Source organism: Paenibacillus sp. FSL L8-0470 (assembly GCF_038008625.1).
GTDB lineage: Bacteria > Bacillota > Bacilli > Paenibacillales > Paenibacillaceae > Paenibacillus_AQ.
Map to the genome: position 1 here is coordinate 5,779,384 of NZ_JBBOZM010000001.1, position 20,487 is coordinate 5,799,870.

The 20,487-nt window shown below is 48.7% G+C and carries 16 protein-coding genes and 1 pseudogene; 5 read left to right on the forward strand and 12 right to left on the reverse strand.

Annotated elements, in window-relative coordinates:
* Positions 1–149 precede the first annotated feature (149 nt).
* The 3 genes from NST99_RS26380 to NST99_RS26390 all read left to right on the forward strand — a co-directional run bounded on the left by NST99_RS26380 (position 150) and on the right by NST99_RS26390 (position 2,575).
* Positions 150–965, forward strand: a complete 816-nt coding sequence (locus NST99_RS26380; RefSeq protein WP_341095629.1) for a DUF2935 domain-containing protein — start codon at positions 150–152, stop codon at positions 963–965.
* Positions 966–1,346: 381 nt separating this feature from the next.
* Positions 1,347–1,928, forward strand: coding sequence for a TetR/AcrR family transcriptional regulator (locus tag NST99_RS26385; RefSeq protein ID WP_341095630.1), 582 nt, complete (start codon positions 1,347–1,349; stop codon positions 1,926–1,928).
* A gap of 20 nt (positions 1,929–1,948) precedes the next feature.
* Complete coding sequence (locus NST99_RS26390) at positions 1,949–2,575, forward strand: HXXEE domain-containing protein (RefSeq protein ID WP_341095632.1); 627 nt, start codon at positions 1,949–1,951, stop codon at positions 2,573–2,575.
* A 47-nt stretch (positions 2,576–2,622) separates the two neighbouring features.
* Here the strand turns inward: NST99_RS26390 and NST99_RS26395 are convergent.
* The 3 genes and pseudogenes from NST99_RS26395 to NST99_RS26405 all read right to left on the reverse strand — a co-directional run.
* A pseudogene (locus NST99_RS26395) lies at positions 2,623–2,792 on the reverse strand (IS3 family transposase); the annotation flags it as partial.
* Between the two features lie 108 nt (positions 2,793–2,900).
* The gene (locus NST99_RS26400; protein WP_341095634.1) at positions 2,901–3,584 is read right to left on the reverse strand and encodes a hypothetical protein; all 684 of its coding nucleotides are present in this window, start codon (positions 3,582–3,584) and stop codon (positions 2,901–2,903) included.
* A gap of 389 nt (positions 3,585–3,973) precedes the next feature.
* Positions 3,974–4,486, reverse strand: a complete 513-nt coding sequence (locus NST99_RS26405; protein ID WP_341095635.1) for a DUF3189 family protein — start codon at positions 4,484–4,486, stop codon at positions 3,974–3,976.
* A gap of 150 nt (positions 4,487–4,636) precedes the next feature.
* On the opposite strand from NST99_RS26405, the gene NST99_RS26410 reads away from it, so the two are divergent.
* Positions 4,637–4,804 (forward strand): hypothetical protein, encoded by a 168-nt coding sequence (locus tag NST99_RS26410; protein ID WP_341095636.1) that lies wholly within the window; start codon positions 4,637–4,639, stop codon positions 4,802–4,804.
* A 99-nt stretch (positions 4,805–4,903) separates the two neighbouring features.
* On the opposite strand, the gene cymR is transcribed toward NST99_RS26410, so the two are convergent.
* Positions 4,904–5,323: a cysteine metabolism transcriptional regulator CymR gene (gene cymR / locus NST99_RS26415; RefSeq protein WP_038595549.1), complete on the reverse strand. Its 420-nt coding sequence runs from the start codon at positions 5,321–5,323 to the stop codon at positions 4,904–4,906.
* Between the two features lie 313 nt (positions 5,324–5,636).
* Here cymR and mnmA point away from each other — a divergent pair, with 313 nt between their 5' ends.
* Positions 5,637–6,761, forward strand: coding sequence for a tRNA 2-thiouridine(34) synthase MnmA (mnmA, locus tag NST99_RS26420; protein ID WP_341095637.1), 1,125 nt, complete (start codon positions 5,637–5,639; stop codon positions 6,759–6,761).
* Positions 6,762–6,925: 164 nt separating this feature from the next.
* Here mnmA and NST99_RS26425 read toward each other — a convergent pair whose 3' ends face one another.
* The 8 genes from NST99_RS26425 to NST99_RS26460 form a co-directional block, all read right to left on the reverse strand.
* Positions 6,926–8,767: an oligopeptide ABC transporter substrate-binding protein gene (locus NST99_RS26425; RefSeq protein WP_341095638.1), complete on the reverse strand. Its 1,842-nt coding sequence runs from the start codon at positions 8,765–8,767 to the stop codon at positions 6,926–6,928.
* Between the two features lie 20 nt (positions 8,768–8,787).
* Positions 8,788–9,693, reverse strand: coding sequence for an ABC transporter permease (locus NST99_RS26430; protein WP_341095639.1), 906 nt, complete (start codon positions 9,691–9,693; stop codon positions 8,788–8,790).
* A gap of 27 nt (positions 9,694–9,720) precedes the next feature.
* Positions 9,721–10,683, reverse strand: coding sequence for an oligopeptide ABC transporter permease (gene opp4B, locus NST99_RS26435; protein WP_341095641.1), 963 nt, complete (start codon positions 10,681–10,683; stop codon positions 9,721–9,723).
* A 5-nt stretch (positions 10,684–10,688) separates the two neighbouring features.
* Positions 10,689–11,624 carry an ABC transporter ATP-binding protein gene (locus NST99_RS26440; RefSeq protein ID WP_076109148.1) on the reverse strand — a complete coding sequence of 312 codons (936 nt, stop codon included), beginning with the start codon at positions 11,622–11,624 and terminating at the stop codon, positions 10,689–10,691.
* Positions 11,611–12,627, reverse strand: coding sequence for an ABC transporter ATP-binding protein (locus NST99_RS26445; protein ID WP_341095643.1), 1,017 nt, complete (start codon positions 12,625–12,627; stop codon positions 11,611–11,613). Before NST99_RS26445 ends, NST99_RS26440 begins: the two co-directional genes overlap by 14 nt.
* A gap of 346 nt (positions 12,628–12,973) precedes the next feature.
* Positions 12,974–15,958 (reverse strand): glycoside hydrolase family 48 protein, encoded by a 2,985-nt coding sequence (locus NST99_RS26450; protein ID WP_341097763.1) that lies wholly within the window; start codon positions 15,956–15,958, stop codon positions 12,974–12,976.
* Between the two features lie 31 nt (positions 15,959–15,989).
* Positions 15,990–18,722, reverse strand: coding sequence for a glycoside hydrolase family 9 protein (locus NST99_RS26455; RefSeq protein ID WP_445744992.1), 2,733 nt, complete (start codon positions 18,720–18,722; stop codon positions 15,990–15,992).
* A gap of 372 nt (positions 18,723–19,094) precedes the next feature.
* On the reverse strand, positions 19,095–20,399 hold the full coding sequence (locus tag NST99_RS26460) for a replication-associated recombination protein A (RefSeq protein ID WP_341095645.1): 1,305 nt from the start codon (positions 20,397–20,399) through the stop codon (positions 19,095–19,097).
* Positions 20,400–20,487: the final 88 nt, after the last annotated feature.

Here is a 20,487-nt window from a genome sequence, read left to right on the forward strand (position 1 = left end):
GCTCCACCATAACCGCCGCCGTATCCATCAACATTTTCACTTCATGTTCATATCTTTACTACCGAGTTGTATCCATCCTCTATAAATAATTAGGTATCCGACCAAGCTTAACCAGCATATGGTCTATAGAGATGATAAGGAGGGATATTATGTCTGACATGTTTGTCGCTCGGTCTCTGGAAGAGATCAGTTTTTGGTCAAGAATTATGAAAGAACATTCCTTGTTTCTAGGATTGGGGTTCCGGGCGGAAGATACAGTCCTGAAACAAGAAGCTAATCACTTTTACCGGATTTTCGAAGACATTGAGAGACGGGTGCATGCTTTTTCCCTTGATACAGACCCTGCAACGATTCACCAATTTAATCAGGAGGTTCATACCGCAGTATGTCACATATGGGCGTTCAAAAGAAAAGTACTTGGCTTAATTCTATGTTGCAAGCTCCCTGGACAAACGAATTTTCCACTTTTAGTGGATCATGTAAGTAGAGAAGCAAATTATTTTAGAAATCGGCTGGAAGAGCTAAACCAGGGCAAATTAGAGCCATTATATGATGCTATTATTGATGAAAATGTATTTTTCTTAAGAATTATGGCCGACCATGCCAAATTCATAGGTCATCTATTAGATCCTTCAGAACGAAAACTTGTCGAGCAGGCCCGGGAATTCAGTCAAGATTTTGATCAATTATTATTTCAGGCTAGAGATATTGAATCCATGCGGCCTCAATCGCAAACCGGTCCTATCTTAAACCAGTTTCTTGATCAGAATAGGGTATCAGTAAAATCATTAAGGGATTTTAAGAAAACAGCCCGGGATTTAATCGAACAATGCAAAATTAAAAGCATCATACACCCGTTGCTCGCGGATCACGTTTTCCGTGAAGCAGAGAGATTCTTGGAGATTATTGATATGTTCGAAAACTCTTTAACCGGGAAAGGAAATGCATCAATGATCCACCATTAGCTCCTTTTTGGTACCAAGTACTTCAGGCTTCGATAGAGCTTTAAATTTCTTTACATACATCATGGGCTTACTGACAGTTAATGTCCCGGTTTTCCGACAATCACCACCCTCCCATTCATTAAACAAAACGTCCTGCTACCATCATGGTAGCAGGACTTTGCTATGACTAAGTTACAGCCCATCCTCCTGTCATGAGATCCATATAAGATTGGTTTTTCACCTATCATAATGAGCACTTTTAACTAAAACAACTGGGTTGATCTCACTGAATACTTTAAAGAAGCGCTTATTGATTCAAAAAGCAAAGGGTGTTAAAATAATTAAAACATCGTTTTAAACATTGTTTTAATTATCGTTTACGAAGGGAGGGAGAATAAGCAAATGGACAAAAGCAATGAGACCAAAGAAATCATTCTTCAAACTGCACTCGAGATGATCAAGCAGGAAGGATTCGAGAAGATCACAATCCGCAAAATTGCGGTACGTTCGAATACGAACGTTTCGCTGGTGAATTATTACTTCGGCTCTAAGGATAAGCTGATTAGCGAAGTGATCCGGATCATGCTGTCGGGTTTTCAGGAATCTTTTGATGTGCTGGAAGATCTGTCTCTGCCGTCGGAACAGCGCTTGAAGCTTTTTCTGCTGCATTATGTACGGAGGGTGGAGCAGTATCCGGAGCTGTTGTCGCGGATCATTACGATGGATACCGGCTTATTCGCGTCGCAGCGGGAGTACGGGGAGTTTATGCGGATCATTGGATTCGATAAAGTCAAGAGTCTGCTCATGGAACTGACGAATGAACAGGATCAAGAACTTTTAATGATGATGGTGATGCAAATCTTTGGAGCCGTGTTCATGCCTGCACTGATGAGGCCGACTCTTGAAGCCGGAGCTGGCGTCGAAATGAAGCCGGCCGAGCGTCAGATTGACCTGCTGCTGGAGCGTTACTTAAACATCCACTAAGTGCCGAGGAGAGATGATTCATGAATATTTTGCGCAAATACTGGCCTGATCTGGGGATGCTGGTCGCGGCGGTGACAGCGATCGGAATTGTAATCAATCATCGTTCCATGTCTGAACTGAATATGATTTTATGGCTCAGCTTCATCGCGATCCTGGTGCATCAATTTGAAGAATACCGCTGGCCCGGCTATTTTGGCGGTTTGTTCAATATCGTTATATTTAAGAGTGAACAGCCGGAGCATTATCCGTTGAACCCGCAATCGGCAATGATTATTAATTTGGTCATCGCCTATGTCTTTTATCTGCTTCCGGTCTTCTTCCCGAACATAATTTGGCTGGCGCTGGCTCCAATCTTTATGGGCTTTTTCCAGTTTATCTGGCATGGCATCTTCGCTAATATCAAAGCCAAAACATGGTATAATCCCGGCCTGTTCGCTGTGCTGGTTTTCCATTTCCCGATCGGAGGATGGTATCTGTACTACATCACGGCGCACCATCTGGCAAGCACGACGGACTGGATCATCGGATCCGTCTATTTTGTGATCGCAGTATACGTCCTAATTATTAAAGGAAATATGTGGCTGAGGGATATCCATTCGCCGTTTAATTTCTCAGACAAACAGATGGGGCCTTATTTGAACAAATAACTCCATAAACAAAAAACAGGACCTTCCCAACATTTCTAAAAAAAGACCTTCAGTGAAACTTCATCCTTAAAATGACCAAAGAACGACTCCTGCGGCGCATTATCCCGGCAGTTTGCTCGTCTGGGCATGAATTGCCCAAGACCCATATGTTTCACTTTCTTCTGAAAATCTGGATGGGTGTAGTGGAACCTTGATCGGAATGAATGAAGCCGTGTTTGTGCGAGACACCCTATAGAGAGACCTTTTTAAAGTGTCTGCTCTATAGGGTACAGTTTACACAAGCCCGGCGGGGTTATTTATGCAAGCTTCTAAAATCCGTTTCAAGCTACCTTTCAAGTGTTGACAGTGAAACCATTACCCATGGAGCAAATTTATTCGACAGTTCACCCTTAGGATTGTGTATCCGGAAAAGAAAGGCTTCCCCCGCTTGATTCTTCCACACCATATAATCCTCTATTCCCTTATCACCGGTAGCCTGCAGATATAAATCTGCAAAACCTAGAGGATGCTCAAACAGTTCACCGCTATGGTCGCTAGCCTTACCCATTGCGGAAAGCTCGGTTTGCCCCTGTTGCTTCAGAGCGGTGAGATCGTAACCGGATGGCAAGTGTTCAATTTCGGCATAATAGGTGGGGTCCTCAGTGAGTGTTAACCGGCCAGACTGTTCATCGAATGTGAAATCATCAAAGACATACAGGGAATATCCATCACCTTGCGCAAGTGTACCTTCTTGCCCTGAGACCCCTCCCTCCTGTTCACCAAATGCCTGGGTCTCCGGACGTTGGGATGTCTGAGGATCAGTAGCGTCCGGACTGGCGGACACCTGCGCCTCCGTGGCTGCGGCAGTAGCAGAAGGTTCAGGAGTGGCTGTAGCTTCAATAACAGGCATAGTCGCTGCACTTGACGCTGTAGGCTCTGCCTCGTCTACTGTGTCATTGTTACTGCATGCACCGAGAATTGAGGCAGACAGAAGAACACTGGTAACTGTAGCAATCAATGTTTTATTCATTTTATACCTCCTCATCTGAATAATAGTTATTACCCAAATGTCCAACACCCCCACACCATGCCTATTCATGTAACCCGTCATTTTATCTACTGTTCCACCTCCTCGATTTTGTCTATTCGCTTATGAGCCTGCTTGGTTGACTCTTCACCCCCTCGTCACTCGCTCTGTCAGCACATCAAATCTCCTTACCTGGTCCTTTAACTCAAACCGGACATCCTCAACGCCTCCCCCCGCTCTCTCCTTCAACGTAAAAACCCCCGGATCGGCTCCGAGGGCAAAATAAAAACACGTCCAATGCAGACGCGTTCTCTATGTGCTATTCAGTTCCTGCATGCCAGAGCCTAGCCTCCCTTGCTGCGCAGTATGATCCTTATGAACTTTGAAAATTATTACTTATAGACTTCATTTGCTAAAATAATAACTTGTTCTTCATTTGAGGACTTCCCTATTTGTTTCGTATTTTCAACCAGTCGAAAAATATTATCACAACATTGCTTGGCACCCATTACTAATAAAGGAACACCAATAAAATCAATTTTTAATCCTCTTGAGAAGAACCCTCCGATTGACATCAGGATGGGTACCGTGGGTGAAGTATTAGAAAATATTATTTTTTCTTCAAAATGATGTTTACTTTCAAGTAACAAGCTTAGGTCTCTTAATGCTGGGACTACAAGCTTTGATGACTTCCTACCGATTGTATAAACGGAGTCTCCATTTTCATCAATTCCGTGAAAAATAATCTTACCAAAATCATTTTTCGTCAACTTATTGAAAAATTTAACATTCAGTATTTCCTCTGTAGTTAATTTTCTCTCAGACTGAGTAATTTGTTTTAAATGATAAGCCGCTGCCAAAGATGTTGTATGTGTCCCACCATAATCATTATAGATATAAATCATAATATCATCCTTCATATTTTTTCTATTATGATTATATCCATTTTTTTATGATGTAATTCGTCTATTTAATTTTAACCCAAATTACACCGTATGGTCCTACCTCCCTTTATAATACCCTATCTACAAAAACCTATCATCGTATGATGTCTGGTGCAAAATAAAAGCTTAATTGACTCTGACCCAACTGAAGATGCCGTAATCCCAAAAGATAAAAAAGTAGCGAGAAAAAAGGGAGAGAAAAAACAAGTCCTTCCCAAATTTCTTGAGAAGGACGAATTAAAATTTTCTTCAATTGTGCCGATTGATACTAACTACTAACCTATGGGCTTTGTTCGTCGTATCAGCCACAATAGCAATTCCAAAGTAACCGAATTGATCCTATCTTCATGTAACAAATCAACGGAATTTTAGTTCCTGTTAAATATAGAACATGTAGTTGTCAGCCTTGCTTTCTTCCTTATAATTGATTAAGTCGGACAATGTGGTGGAATCCAGCACATCGGCAATGCTGTCGCGGATGCGCAACCAGAGGTCGCGTTTTGCCGGATCATCTTCTTCTGTAAAATCAACTGGCGATATGGGGCCTTCCAGCACACGGATAATATCGCCGGCTGTAATGGTAATGGATTCGCGTGAAAGGATATAGCCGCCGTAAGCACCACGAATACTCTTCACAAGCCCTGCGTTGCGCAGTGGGGCAATGAGCTGTTCCAGATAATGCTCGGATAGTCCGTTTTTTTCGGCGATGCTTTTAAGTGAGGTTGGACCTTCGCCAAATTTCAGGGCAAGCTCCATCATAATGGTTAATCCGTAACGTCCTTTTGTCGATATCTTCAAGGGGCACCTCTTTCGGTTTAGTTGCTGATAGAATCATAATTCATTGTTACGACATGAGATATGTCATATCAAGGTATTCCGATGTTTGCTCTCAGCTTATGTTATCATATTTATGGACATATTTGGAGCCAAAAAAGTAACTTTTCACATGAATGTTCGCCAGTGGTGGACAAATTGTCAATTTTCTCGTCTTTTCTGCTGCATTTTCCCGTCCTCACGGGCAGTTTGGGCTAGACAGGTGTGTTATAATACAAAATGAGCCGGGTGTTTGTATCAATAACCGGTATTTTTTGCATAGAAAATGGTGATTACGATGACAAAGGCAAACCAGGACACACGTGTCGTCGTCGGCATGTCCGGAGGAGTCGATTCCTCCGTTACGGCACTTCTGCTGAAGCAGCAGGGCTATGACGTCATCGGTATCTTCATGAAGAACTGGGACGACACCGATGAGTTTGGCGTATGCACGGCCGAGACTGACGCAGAGGATGTCCGCCGCGTGTGTGAGCAGATCGATATTCCTTACTATACCGTTAACTTCGAGAAGGAATACTTTGATAAAGTCTTTTCCTATTTCCTCGATGAATATAAGGCCGGACGCACACCAAATCCGGATGTGATGTGCAACCGCGAGATCAAATTCGGAGAATTCCTGAATAAGGCACTACAACTGGGCGCCGATTACGTGGCTACCGGGCATTATGCACGGGTCATTCAGGAAGACGGAAAGTTCAAGCTGCTGCGCGGCGTGGACAGCAATAAAGACCAGACCTACTTCCTGAACGCGCTGAACCAGTACCAGCTTTCCAAAGCGATGTTCCCGATCGGACATCTGCCAAAACCTGAAGTACGGAGAATCGCCGAGGAAGCCGGATTGTACACTGCCAAGAAAAAAGACAGCACCGGCGTCTGCTTCATCGGTGAACGTAACTTCCGTGAATTCCTAAGCCAGTATCTGCCTGCCCAGTCCGGAGACATGGTCGATATCGCCACAGGCGAGGTGAAGGGCCGCCACGAGGGCCTGATGTACTATACGCTGGGCCAGCGCCAGGGTCTGGGTATTGGCGGCTCCGGCAATGGTGAGCCGTGGTTTGTGGCTGAGAAGGATCTGGACCGCAACATCCTGTATGTAGTCCAAGGGGACAAGCACCACAGCCTCTACTCCACCAGTCTGATCGCCTCCGGTGTCAACTGGATAGACGGCCTTACCCTTACAGATGCACCGCTGAAGTGCACCGCCAAGTTCCGCTACCGCCAGCCTGATCAGGGCGTAACACTGAGAGCACAGGTAGACGGTACCGTGCATGTTGCCTTCGATGTGCCGCAAAAGGCGATCACACCGGGTCAAGCTGTTGTCTTCTACCTGGACGAGGAATGCCTCGGCGGAGGTACGATTGAAGCTGCAGAGAAGGTAATACCGCAGCCGCAGCAGCAATAAGAACCGAATGAACGCACCTAAAAACGGCTGCTGACCCCACCAAGGCCGGCAGCCGTTTCTATGTGGCTAAAGCGATTTAGCCCTATGAGTATACAAAAACCTCCTTGCAGCTGCAAAAGCCGCAAGGAGGTTTTGTATACTACAGGTTGCTAAATCCCGGAAAGTTACTGTGCAGCAATCCCCTTGTCGGCGGACAGTGCAAGCTCATTTCTGTAAATACCCGTTCCATCGCCAATAGCGTAATTCAGAACGCGGTTATTTACCGGAACGAGTTCTGCACGATAGAGGGTTGGGAATACAGGGATCTCGTCAACCATCAGCTGCTGCCACTCTTTGTAAATTTCCTTGCGCTTCGCTACATCAAATGCTGCTTCCGATACGCCTTCTTTCATTAGGCGGTCGCTTTCTTCACTTGCGTAACGCGGGAAGTTGTAGATAGCGTCGCGGCCATACAGTCCTTGTGGATCCACGTCAATACCGACTGTCCAAGCGCCTTGGTATACATCAACAGAAGGATCATCTTCACCATTGGAGCCTACGCGGTCATAGAAGGTGTTGAACTCCACCATTTCCAGCGTTACATTCAGACCGACGGCTTTCCACGACTGCACATAATATTGGGCCAGCGGCTCAGCGATATCCGAACCTGTCATGGAGATGAAATTGATCGTCAGCGGCGTGCCGTCCGGATTGGTACGGAATTCTCCGTTAAGCTTATAGCCTGCATCATCAAGTGTTTTCTTTGCTGCTTCCTGATCAAACGTTACTCCCGGATTGCTGGCATCGTGGAATTCGGGATGGGATGGCGGAATCAGCGTAGTCGCGTTCCAGCGCAGACCATGATAGAATTTCTTGCCGACGGCATCATTATCCACCGCCTGCCACATCGCTTTACGCAGAGCTACATTGCCCATCTTTGCCTTCGGATCTGGAGCCACCACTTTTTTGGTCGCATCCCATTTACCAAGCTTGAAGCCAATGTAAGTATAGGCACGGTCAATGGCTCCAAGGTATTCAACGTTGGACAATTTAGAGTTATCAGGGAACTGGTCAATCGGGAAGCTGTCAACCAAATCGATATTTCCGGCTTTTAGCTCCTGCACAACCGTAGTCGGTGGAATTACTTTCAGGACAACCTTATCCAGCTTCGGAGCCCCGCGCCAGTAGTCGTTATTCTTGACATACACTACCGATTCACCTGGCACAATACTTTCCACTTTAAAAGGACCGAAACCAATTGGTTTTTGACGGACCTCAGGGGAAGCGGAGATTTTGGCTACATCCATATTTCCGAAAATATGCTTCGCCAGCGGATAAATCCAGATGCTTCCTGTCAGCAGGGAAGGAGTGGCTTTCACATAAGTGATTTCCAGCTTTTTCTCACTTAGTACTTTGATCCCGGAAATCGTCTTGGCTTTGCCGGCATGGTAATCTTCCATCCCTACAATGTTGGTGAAGTCAGAGCCGTAACGAGGGCCGTCATAGGCCGGATTACCGATAACTTCATGGGCAAACAGCCAATCTTCGGCAGTAACGGGCTTGCCGTCGTGCCAGTTTACATTGTCGCGGATGGTAAAAGTGAAGGTACGGCCATCTTCAGAAACTTCATATGTTGCCGCCCCGTCATTGGTATAGACATAGTTCTTATCCCAAGTCAGCAAACCTTCGTCAAACCACTCAAGAACCTGAGAATCCGGAACACCGGAGGAGAAGTTAAAATTCAAAGTTCCTTCAAAGGGAGTGTCAGATACAAGGCCAAAGTTGAGTGTGCCGCCTTCAATGGCTTCACCCTGGTTCGTCTTAACATTGCTGAAATCTGCGATGTTGTACAGCCCGTCTTCTGCTGCCGGTGCTGCAGTTGGAGCAGTTGTAGCAGCTGCATCTGTCTTGGCTGTTGCCGAAGGCTCAGCCGCTTCATTGTTGCCTGAGCCGCAGGCCGTAACCGCAAGCGTCAGGACAAGCATCAATGTGAAGAGCATGGTCTTGCCAGAGTTTCTTTTTCTCATTCTTGTTTCTTCCTCCCTTATTATCCTTTTCTTTGTCTTGCATCCGTCGCACGCTTAATCGCCTGACCGACATTATTTATACTCAACATCAACACCAGGATCAGCAGTGATGCGGGTAACCATATCCACCATCTCGATTGCAGCGTCTGCGGATTCCGGGCATAGCTGACCAGCGTCCCCAGACTAGGTGTGCTTTCAGGAAAACCGAAGCCGAGAAACGAGAGGCCCGACTCCAGACCGATGTTGGCGGCCAAATTCAGCGTCATCGTAACGATAATGATGGAGCTTAAGTTCGGCAGCACTTGTTTGAACATAATCTTAAGATGAGAGGAGCCCAGCGTTCTGGAGGCCTGGACATATTCCAGTTCCCTCTCCTGCAGTGTCTTCGAGCGTATTAGCCTCGCGATGCCCATCCATAGAAATGCCGTCATGATCAGTGAAAAGGACAAGGTATTATATTTGGGAACCGCCGTAACAAACGCGATGACAATCATCAGCATCGGCAGGATCATAAAAAAATCCACGAAACGCATAAAAATATTATCGACGAATCCACCGAAATAGCCGGAGATCAGACCTACCAGAATGCCGATAACACCCGTCATCAGAGTGACCATAATTCCGATACTCAGCGAGTTGCGGGTACCGATAATGAGCTGACCGAACACATCGCGTCCGCCGTAATCGGTGCCCAGCCAGAATTTAGCCGAAGGCTTCTCATATAAGGCGAACAGATCGACGGTTACTATCTGCTTTTGATCCAGAAACAGGGCGATGCCAAATACTCCGCATACAACTACACCTAGAAAAATCAGAGAGACCAAAGCCAGTTTATCTCTGAAAATCTCCTTCCAGAGGATTCTCCATCCGGATGGGCTCTTCTCCATATCCTGCGGGAGCGACAGCTCAGCGCTTGATTTTGCCATTACATTCACCTCAACAAGTTCTGATCATTATTTAATCCGGATACGGGGATCAACAATGCCTAATATGATATCCGAGAGCAGGGATCCGATGATTTGAGCAATTCCATACAGCAGCACAAGTGCCGTTACAACGGTGAAATCGCGGATAACGATGGAGCTCAGGAACAGCTGGCCCATGCCGGGATAGCTGAAAATACTCTCTACAAAGATGGTGCCGCCGATCAATCCCGTAAGCTCATACCCGAAAAAAGCGGCAATCGGCAGGAGGGAGTTGCGTAAGATGTGGCGGTTGTACACCCGTGATTCCGAGGCGCCTTTTGCTCTTGCCGTAAGGATAAAATCCTTCTGCTTCGTATCAATGATTTCGTTCCGCAGATATTGGACCGTCCCGACGGTAGTAATCAGCGCAATGGATATGGCCGGAAGCAGCAAATGATATAACTTGCTCAGAATGTAACTCATCGTCCCGGGGACCTCGCCCGGTGATACACTTCCTCCGGTAGGGAACCAATGAAAGTAGAAACCAAACATCCAGAGCATAACCAGGGCTACGATAAACAAGGGGGCCGCAAAACCGACATAGGTATATCCTGTAATCAGCCGGTCGCCCCAGGTGTCATTGAAACGTCCGCTAATGATGCCAAGCGGTATTGCAATTAAATAGGTAATGACCAGAGTCGTCACAGATAACCACACCGTGTTCATCAGCCGCTGGCCAATCAGCTCAGTTACCGGCATCTTAAAGCGGAAGGACTGGCCCATGTCTCCCTGCAGGGCATTAGTGATCCAATCCCAATACTGGATGTACCACGGATCATTCAGGCCGAGCCGTTCCCGCATCGCTTCAATGGCGGCCGGATCAATGTTCGGATCGAGCATACCGGTGAGCGCATCTCCGGGCATGGCTTTGGCCATAAGAAATACCAGAATGCTGAGCAGAAATACTTGAGGGATCATAATCAATATTCTTCGTACAATAATCTTCCACATACGTCTCAACCTTTCTCGGGCATGGCCACCAAATGGGTATCGGAAATGGGTTGTAAAGGATAAGCTAAACCGTCATTGTCAAAATAGTTCCGGTAGGCTCCCTCGTACTCCTCACTTACGGACTTGCGGAACCGGGTCCGTTCGTCACGCTGCAATGGGTCAATGTCCGGGATTGCGGCAATCAGACGTTTCGTATAAATATGGCGCGGATTGTCAAAAATATCCTTAGGCGTCCCCTGCTCAACATGACGTCCCTTGTACATAATGCCGATATGATCGCACATATGTCTGATGATTCCGAGATCATGACTGATAAATAGGTAGGTTAAATTCAATTCCTTTTGAATGTCCCGTAAAAAGTTAAGCACTTGTGCCTGAACCGAGACATCCAGCGCGGACACCGGCTCGTCGGCGATGATCAGCTTGGGCTTCAGCGCAATCGCCCTGGCGATTCCGATCCGCTGACGTTGTCCGCCGGAAAATTCATGCGGATATTTATAAATGTTGTCCGGACTCAGGCCGACCTGCTCCAGCAGCTCCTGAACTCTCCGTTTCTCTTCCTGGGGGGACTGTTTGTCGAAATTGCGCAGCGGCTCGGCAATGATGTCGAGCACACGCTTCTTGGGATTGAGCGATGAATAGGGGTCCTGAAAGATCATTTGAACGTCGCGGCGGACATTGTTCAGCTTGCGTGAGTTCTTCAGGGCTAAATCGGCGCCTTCAAAAAGAATGCTGCCGCCTGTAATCTCATTCAGCCCGATAATCGCTCTTCCTGTCGTTGTCTTACCTGAGCCTGATTCACCGACTAATCCGTAAGTCTGCCCGGCCTCAATGGTGAAATTGACCCGGTCGACCGCCTTTACCTCACCGACCGCTCTGCTGAATATGCCGCCTCGAATCGGGAAATGAACCTGTAAATCCTTAACTTCAAGCAGTGCCATGGCTGTCAGCCTCCTCAACGCTCTCGGGGAAATGAAAATGTCTGTAGCAGGTGCAGCGGACCAAATGACCCGGAGCGATTTCGTGCAGCTGTGGATTCTCCTCATGGGCTGATTCATCAATCCATGGGGTTCTGGCGGAGAAACGGCAACCCGTACGCGGCAAATTTTTGAGCGACGGGACGATTCCCTGAATCACATGCAGTCTGGACTTCGCTTCCTTGACCGTAGGTATCGAATTAAATAAAGATCTTGTATAAGGATGCTGCGGGTTGGAGGTCAGCGTATAAATATCAGCAATTTCGACAATTTGCCCGGCGTACATAACAGCTACGCGATCTGCCATTTCACTGACTACGCCCAGATCATGGGTAATTAGGATTATTCCCGCTTGCATATCATTTTTGAGCTTCTTGATCAGTTCAAGAATTTGCAGTTGAATCGTTACATCCAGTGCGGTTGTCGGTTCATCGGCGATTAGCAGCTGTGGTCCGTTGGCGATTGCGATGGCAATCACTACCCGCTGCCGCATGCCGCCGGATAATTCATAAGGGTATTGCTGATATGTATGCTCGGGACGGGGAATTCCAACCTTAGTCAACAAATCGATGACCTTTGCTTTTCTTTGTTTCTTGGAGAGGCCGGAATCATGAAGGAGAAGTACCTCTTCAATCTGCCGTCCGATAATCATAAGCGGATTTAGTGCAGCCAAGGGGTCCTGGAAAATCATCGACATTTCCTTGCCGCGGACCTTATTCAGCATACCTGGGGACATTTTGACAATATCCTGACCTTTGTAATACACATGTCCATCAATTTTTGCTTTGGTGTGCAGCCCTATTATTGAGAAAGCCAACGCACTTTTGCCTGATCCGGATTCTCCTACGATGGCGAGGATTTCGTTCTTCTTCACCGTGAGCGTCACATCATCGACCGCAGCGTAATAATCGTCTGCAATCTTGAAGGATGTCGTTAAATTCTCAATATGCAGCAAATCTTCACTCAAGTTCATCACCCTAACACTAGGATTTTTTTAGCAAGGAGCACTCATGTTATATACAGTAACCCTATCTATCAACTACGAATTTCCATTTAGGATTATATTGGAATTAATCCCTGAATGTTAGAGTTTATTCTAATTGACTTATGGTGAATTATCAATGATTTTTCCATAAAATTTTTTTATGGTGTTAAGTAACATGACAAATACGACAAGATTCGACGCATCTATTAGATTTTTTTGTCAAATATTTTCACAGTTTCGCATATGAAATGTGATATTAATAACAAAGCCGCAAATGTCCCGGAGTATTGGGGATTTGCGGCTTTTCATTTTACCTTCTACTGCACTTTTAAGGCTCTAATCCCCAGACCAGCGTTCCATTCAGGTAGAGTGGTACACGTGCCCAGTCAGTGAACGAGGTTTTGGCCGGGTCGTAAGAATAATCGCCGGTCTCGTTAAAATTGCTCCAATCGGTTTTGTTGATCCGCAGCTGAATTTCACCGGTGCTGGCTCTGGGAGCAAGGCTGCCCGCACCCGCAGTGAAGGAGATCTCCACATAATAATCTGCCTCTGTCACAGAGGGAGCCAGCTTGACGAATGTTCCCTGCACATTGCCGCTGCCTATAGCGGCATAGTCTACATTGAACTGCTGCGCCTTCTCGCCGTCTACCGTGTAGTAGTAGCGCAGCTTTACATCCTTAAGTGCAACCGAAGTATCCCCGCTGTTCACAATCCGCAGCTGCGGACGGAACTGGGCATCGCCCGGATTTGTATCATTGGTCCGATACTGCACGATCAGATTCCCTACAGGCGGCTCGGGAGCCGCTGCCGGCTTGGCGCTGACCTCGGGTGAATTCGGGCTTGTTCCTACTTTGTTAGCCGCACTGACGACATAAAAGTAGGTCGTTCCATTGACTACAGAGGTATCGCTGTAAGTGGCCTGGGTAACTACTGATACATCGCTGTAAGGACCTCCGCTGACAGTGGCCCGCTTAACTGTATAATTGTCGGCAGCAGTTACATTGTTCCAGCTAAGCTGTACAAAACCGTCGCCGGCAACAACAGCCGGTTTGGAGGGCGCTTTCGGGGCAACGGGCTCGACCGGACCGCTGCTGTTGTTGATTAACCTGTCATATTCGGCATAGGCCGTGGCCATATCCACTTGGGACCAGAAGCGGTGATACGTAAATTCAGGGGCTCCATTCTCCCATTGCTTGGTGGCCGTATTATATGACGAATTATATTTGTTAAGCAGGTACTGCCAATCGGGATCATTCACAATATCCGGCCGGATGTCAGTATAGCTGGCGTAGACACCGTTTCCGCCTTTGGCAGGATCGGAAGGTACTGTCGCTGTTCCCGGAATGCTATTGCCTTGTCCAAAAGTACCCGTCCAGCCGCTTGGGAAATAGATCTCCTTGGTGAAGTAACGGGCATAATCGCCACGGCTCTCCTTAGTTGCTATACCGACACCATCATTATATCCCCAAGCTGTATCCAGCAAGGATTTAGCCAGCTGCTGTGCCTTCCCGCCAAGCGCGGTATAACTGCCGTTTTCTGCCTCAGTACCTGCGGCATAGAAGGTGAGCGCTTTGATATAGCTGCCGAGTACACCGGTATCCTGGCTCGGGCTCTTGGTGACTGACTTTAAATTGCTGTTGCCGTCACTGCTTGCAAAACCGGTCCAGGTATCCGGTTTCCCCTGCCATTCCACATTGCCCGGAATCCAGAATTCTCCCGGAGCAGCAACTGTAGCCACTTGGGGATTATCACCGCCGAGAATGCGGTTGCCCTGGCTGTCCAGATAATAGCCCTCTGCATCCGTAACCGGCCGGCTGCCTGCAAAGACATAGTCCGTGGACCAGTCCACCCAGTTCTTCACCACCTGCTTGGCCATCTGGAAGTTCTCGGAGGTTGTGTCGCCGCTTGCAGCCAGAATGTAATACAGCTCGGCCACCCGTTCAACACTCCAGGCCTGCATTCCGAACCAGTTGTTGGACGGCGGATCATGGTAGACAGGCGCGTCATCATATGCCATGCCGTAGAAGGTGCTTGTGCCGGCAGGATAAGCCTTATAAGCACCTTCGTAGCTGTTCGTTGCTCCGCCGGCAATCGCGCCTTCGGCAGATTGCAGCCAGGTGTAGAACTCCAGCTGGCGCTTCAGCGAATTGCTCCAGTCCTGCCCTGCTGTTGCTGATGCCGGAACCAGACCTCCGTCCGGATTGGAAAGCGCGTAGGCTGCCACGACATTCTGGTAACCCTGATGCGCATGGCTGGCGCCGATTCTCCAGGCCCAATTGCCGGTTGAACCAAGCCCGCCGCCCCAAGCGGTATACCAGGCAAGCAGGTATTGGCTGGAATCCTTACCGGTTCCCGCTTCCGGTGTGCCGTCAGCTGCGCTGCCGACCTTTTGGAAATACTTGTCGTACATGCCGTAACGGAGATAATCCCCCATTTTCTTGGCCTTGTTCAGATAAACTGAATTATTATAGCCAAGCTCCTGGGCCCAGTACATAGCCTGAACTGCACGTGCATCTGCATCGGTAGCATTGGTATAACGCCACTGTGCTGCAGGCGCATTGCTTTCTTTGGTGAACAGGCTCATAAAGCCCTCACCTGTCTTGCCGAATGATTTGTCGTCCTGGGACGGATGCGGGACCGCTTCCCACACCGATTCCTGTTCGCCCCTCTGGAATGTATTTACATAAGCGGCTGTATGTGTAGGATTCAGCAAGTTGCCGAAGCCGTACCAGTTGTCCACATCCACCAGCCAATGCATAAGATAGGTCTGGTTGTTGCCATAGCTTGCTTTCAGTTCGGAATCAAGCGGATCTTTGCCTGCCGTGTACTTTCCGCTAAGCTGGCTTGGATACTGATCCGGCTGCGCATACTCGGAAGCGTAGGTAGCCGGGCTGTTCGCATTGTAATAACTCATCGTCGGCTGCTCCTGCTTGCCGTCGCCTTCATTAACAGGGATAATGTATTTCTCCATGTTGTCCCAAGCCGTTTCCAGCTTGCTCCAGTCGCCGGTATGATGGCCATACAGCACCTCGAGCCACATCCAGTAGCTGTAAGCTTCCGAGGTGGTCATATGCCCGTAATCAGGCGCTTCGCTCATCAATGTCTCTACCGCATGGTAGGGAATGCCTTCAGCCGAGAAATAGCCGTTCGCCGGATCCTTTAGCTGAGCATATAATTGCAGAAATCGGGTCTCCTCCGCCGAAGCGGCCTTTGCAGTTCCGGGGTTACCAGTAAAGAAACCAGTTATGAGTGAGAGAAACAGAATCGAGGCCATCATAGCGGAAATAGGCTTCTTGCTTAAGCTCAATTTCATCATTTTGGCTAGCTCCCTCTCTGTAGATAAATTATGGTTCTAAACCCCACACAAGTGTTCCGTCACGATACAGTGTCACCTTTTCCCATTCGGCGAAGGCAAGCTGCGTTCCACTGTAGGAATAGTCATTGCCCTCGCTGTAATTCGTCCAGTCCTCCTTGTTGGTCCGCACCTGAATTTCTCCGCTGTTCCCTCCGGGAGCAAGGCTTCCGGCACCTTCAGCAAAAGTGATCTCCAGATAGTAGTCCGCTCCGGTTAGGGCCGGGTTAAGCTTCACAAAGGAACCGCTTACATTTCCGCTGCCGGCAACGGCATAATCGCAGTGGAATTGCTGGGTTTTGTCTCCGTCCACGGTAAAATAGTAGCGGAGCTTAAGATCACTCAGCGGTACCGCAGCAGTTCCCGTGTTCACAATCCGGAATTGCGGGCGTATCTGTCCGTCCCCGGGATTGTTGTCATTAGTACGGTATTCCACCCTTAAATCACCTTTTGCCGGAGTAGGTGTTTCACGCGGCTGGGCACTAACCTGCAGAGATGGCGTACTCTCGCCAACACTGTTCGAGGCAGTGATTACATAATAATAGGTAGTACCGTTAACCAGCCCGTTGTCGGAGTATACGGCCCCTGTAGTGCTTGTAACTACAGTGTAAGGTCCGCCACTCGTTACAGCACGTTTAACTGTATAGCCCGTTGCCCCGCTGACTGTGTTCCAGGACAGTTTTACGCTGGCGTTCTCCGCAACAGCCGCTACACCGGAAGGCCGTCCGGGCACCTCCGGTTCACCCGGATGTCCGCCTCCGGGAGGCAGTTCACCGAACACAAGCACCCCGGCATCGTATACCGGTATATACGCCGTTTTTACCGGAAGCGCTCCTCCCGTTGCCACGCCTTTGAAGGAATAGTCATTTGTATTGTCCCAGAAGAGCGTGTTGAGCGGAGCGGCGATCCGGAACTGGACTTCCTTCCGGTAAGCGGATTGACCGCCCGGATAGATCGCAGTACCGGTAAAATCAACCTTGGTGTAATAAATATGACGTTCTTCATCATAAGGCTGAAGTGCGGATACCGTTGCTCCCTGATTGTAGCCACCGGCAGTGACCGTAATATCCTCAGGACCGTACCCTGCGGCAATTGCTTCGCTGAGGTCCAGATAATAATGGAAGGACATCGACTTGCTGACCCGTGCCGGCCAGCCGGAACGGTTATTGAGCAGCGCCCGGATCTCTACAAAATTGCTGCCGCTGGCATTTACGGAAGCCTCGACGAACATTTCATCCTCAGGGGTCTCTGCCGCAGGAAACTGTGGTTGCGGCTGCTGCCCTTGCCCGTGGAGCAGCATCATTTTGGCCAATGCTCCTGTAAAGGCGGAATTGTAGTCGGTTGCCACTTCATTCGAGACATAGTCGTTGATCGAATCGGTATACGTGTCCGTCTTGGATGGACCCCCGACCAGGGCTCCGTATAGAACATGACGATGCTCTGCCGGAGTAGACTGACTGTCGCTCCATGAACCATGTGAGGTCCGGTGATGCGGATGCTGCGGCGAATTGTTACCATATCCGATCACATAGCTGCTGTTCCGCGGGTTGTCGCCCAGCATATACGTAATCTGCCGTTCCGCGAAAGAACGGGCCGTTTCGCCTTTGACAGGGTCGCTTACCCAGTCCGCGTAAACAAACGCCAAAAATGCCTGGTTGGCGGCATATCTCAGGGCTCCCCACTGATCCAGATGTGCCAATCCTCCAGGTGTATAGGCGACCCGGTCGCTAGTCCCGCCTACGCCAGTTGTCCAATACTGCATGTTGCGTTCTGTAGATTGAATGAACTTGGCATCCCCGGTAATCCGTGACAGCAGCAGCTGCGCACCGTAATGCTTGTCATCCCAGGATTGTGTCCACTGGTAACCCCATAATCCCGATTGGTTCGTTCCCCACAGACTGCTTGCGGCTACTGCCTTGTCCAGGTACGTCTGCTCACCGGTCGCCAAATAGAGCCATACACCGCCCCAGCTCAATTCATCGGCATAACCGCTCCATGAATTGTAATACTGCTTGACGTCGGTAATACTGTCCGAATAGGCGCCGCGGTAAGTGTCCGCAAATTGATACAGCTGTTTGGCATGCAGCAGCAGCTTGTCCGCATAGACAGCATCCGAATCCCTGAAGATAATCGATGCCGAAGCCAGCGCCGCTGCGGTTTCTGCCGCCAGATCAGAGCCGGGATGAGTTGCATCAATTTTGTAGGAGGGCCGCTGCATTTGCATCACTTCCGCTGCTCCCCACCAATTATGGTCGGCCGTTCCGTTCCCTACCTGTCCCCATAGCTCATTTGGAGCTGTATGGGCTTTGACAAAATAGTCGGTAGCCCAGCGGATATTATCCAGAATCTCCTCCAGCTGGCCGGACTGCACGTAACCATCCTTGTATTCATAGACCGACCAGGCCAGCATCGTAGCTGTATAAGCCATTGGAAATCCAAATTTGACATGATCACCCGCATCATACCAGCCCCCGGATAAATCGTGGCCGACATCCGCACCATCCAGAAGTCCTGAGTCCCCTCGCCACCCGACCCGGTTGTTTTCCGGCAGATCGCCTGAACGCTGAGCCTCATAGAAATAAATCGATTTTTGCAGTGCCTCCGCGTAGTTGTAGCCGGCAGCCGCTGCTGTGCCCACAGATGGATGAAATACAGCTCCGGAACATGTAACCGCTAACATAAAGCTCAAGGACAAAACCCAGCCCTTCTTGATCCCTTTGCCCATCTTAGCCCTTCTCCCTTCTTGTCCTTCTTGTCCTTGTGTTCAATTTCATCTCTGCACAGACTCTTCAAACCGTGGATCCTAACTCTCTTATTCATCCCCAATAAAGTTTTCCACCTTCTTTCCGGGTGACTTTAGGATGATTTTCATCCTATGTAAATATATACCATATATAGGAATGGAATTCTATATACAAAATAGCAAATATGTAATAATAAATAGATATTTTTGTAAAAAAAATGGAGTCTATCAGAAAAACCGCGAGTCCTTTAAACAAAAAACCGCTTCTTTTACAAAAGGAATGAAATCTCTCCCTGTAAAATAAGCGGCTGATGAATAATATGGAGAAAGTTGTATAATCGAACTCCTACATGACTACTGTCCGCGCCGAAGCGACTGGTTATGGCGGATCTTCGCTTCATTGCCTTGTTCAGTAGCCTGATAAAAGACCCGGCGTGCAATAGCCTTAGGCAGATAATCCTGTTTGACATAATGGCCCGGAAAATTATGCGGATACTGGTAGCCCTCATGGCCGAGCTTCACAGCTCCTTTATAATGCGTATCGCGCAGATGCAGTGGTACTTCAGCCGATTTCAGCTCGTCGATACTGGCCATGGCATTCGAAATCGCCACGGTCACGGCATTCGATTTGGGACTTTCCACCGCAAACAGGATCGCCTGGGCAATATTCAGCTTGGCTTCCGGCCAGCCGTTATTGCGGTAGGCTTCAAGTGCGCTAACCGCCTGGACCATCGCCTGCGGATTGGCGAGGCCGATATCCTCACTGCTGGCAGCGATCAGCCGGCGGATGAAGGTCATCGGGTCCATCCCCAGCTTCTCCACAGCATAGAGAAACCAGAACAGCGCCGCGTCGCTGGAGCCGCGGATGCTTTTATGAAACGCGGACAACACATCATATTGCGTTGATTCGTCCGCTTTGACAATCGGGCGGCGGATGGATTCTTCAGCTACCGCAAGTGTAATATGCACACTGCCGTCCGTTTCCGGCGCAGTGGTCATGGCAGCCAGCTCAAGTGCATTAAGCGCCCGGCGGATATCACCGTTGGCCATCGTTGCAATATGCTGCAAAGCTTCTTCATCCACCTGCAGCTGCATGAAGCCAAGCCCCCGCTGCTCATCGGCAAGCGCCCGTCTCATAGCAATCAGACTGTGCTCACTGGTCAGCGATTCCAGCTGAAACAGTGTGGAGCGGCTCAATAACGCCCCGTTCACATAGTGGAACGGGTTCTCCGTCGTTGCGCCGATAAAGGTGATGGTTCCCTTCTCCACAGCGGGAAGCAGTGCATCCTGGCGGGAGCTGTTGAAGCGGTGCACCTCATCCAGAAACAAAATGGTCTTGGAGCCGTACAATGCCTTATTGCTCTGAGCACGCTCGATCACTTCCCGCACATCCTTGACCGAGGCTTCGACCGCATTCAGGCGGACGAATTCCCCCTGTGTATGATGGGAAATAATATGGGCCAATGTTGTTTTTCCGCAGCCTGGAGGGCCGTAAAGCAGAATAGAGGAGACCTGATCTGCCTCAATGGCTCTGCGCAGCAGCTTCCCCGGGCCAACAATATGCTCTTGTCCTATATATTCATCAAGATTCGCCGGACGCATGCGGTCCGCCAGCAGGCGTCCGCTACCGGTGTCTTCCCCGAGCGAAAATAAATCCATTCTTCCACTTCCTTGCTGTAATCTTGTAGGTCGGCACTATTAGAATACCTCCACTATCATACCATACTGCGTATACATCCTAATATTT

Excerpts from the sequence above, each read along its gene's own strand:
- NST99_RS26450 (WP_341097763.1), bottom strand. The coding sequence starts at position 15,958 with ATGAAATTGAGCTTAAGCAAGAAGCCTATTTCCGCTATGATGGCCTCG.
- NST99_RS26380 (WP_341095629.1), top strand. The coding sequence starts at position 150 with ATGTCTGACATGTTTGTCGCTCGGTCTCTGGAAGAGATCAGTTTTTGG.
- NST99_RS26430 (WP_341095639.1), bottom strand. The coding sequence starts at position 9,693 with ATGGCAAAATCAAGCGCTGAGCTGTCGCTCCCGCAGGATATGGAGAAG.
- NST99_RS26405 (WP_341095635.1), bottom strand. The coding sequence starts at position 4,486 with ATGATTTATATCTATAATGATTATGGTGGGACACATACAACATCTTTG.
- NST99_RS26390 (WP_341095632.1), top strand. The coding sequence starts at position 1,949 with ATGAATATTTTGCGCAAATACTGGCCTGATCTGGGGATGCTGGTCGCG.
- NST99_RS26385 (WP_341095630.1), top strand. The coding sequence starts at position 1,347 with ATGGACAAAAGCAATGAGACCAAAGAAATCATTCTTCAAACTGCACTC.
- NST99_RS26425 (WP_341095638.1), bottom strand. The coding sequence starts at position 8,767 with ATGAGAAAAAGAAACTCTGGCAAGACCATGCTCTTCACATTGATGCTT.
- mnmA (WP_341095637.1), top strand. The coding sequence starts at position 5,637 with ATGACAAAGGCAAACCAGGACACACGTGTCGTCGTCGGCATGTCCGGA.
- NST99_RS26440 (WP_076109148.1), bottom strand. The coding sequence starts at position 11,624 with ATGGCACTGCTTGAAGTTAAGGATTTACAGGTTCATTTCCCGATTCGA.
- NST99_RS26455 (WP_445744992.1), bottom strand. The coding sequence starts at position 18,722 with ATGGGCAAAGGGATCAAGAAGGGCTGGGTTTTGTCCTTGAGCTTTATG.
- opp4B (WP_341095641.1), bottom strand. The coding sequence starts at position 10,683 with ATGTGGAAGATTATTGTACGAAGAATATTGATTATGATCCCTCAAGTA.
- NST99_RS26400 (WP_341095634.1), bottom strand. The coding sequence starts at position 3,584 with ATGAATAAAACATTGATTGCTACAGTTACCAGTGTTCTTCTGTCTGCC.
- NST99_RS26460 (WP_341095645.1), bottom strand. The coding sequence starts at position 20,399 with ATGGATTTATTTTCGCTCGGGGAAGACACCGGTAGCGGACGCCTGCTG.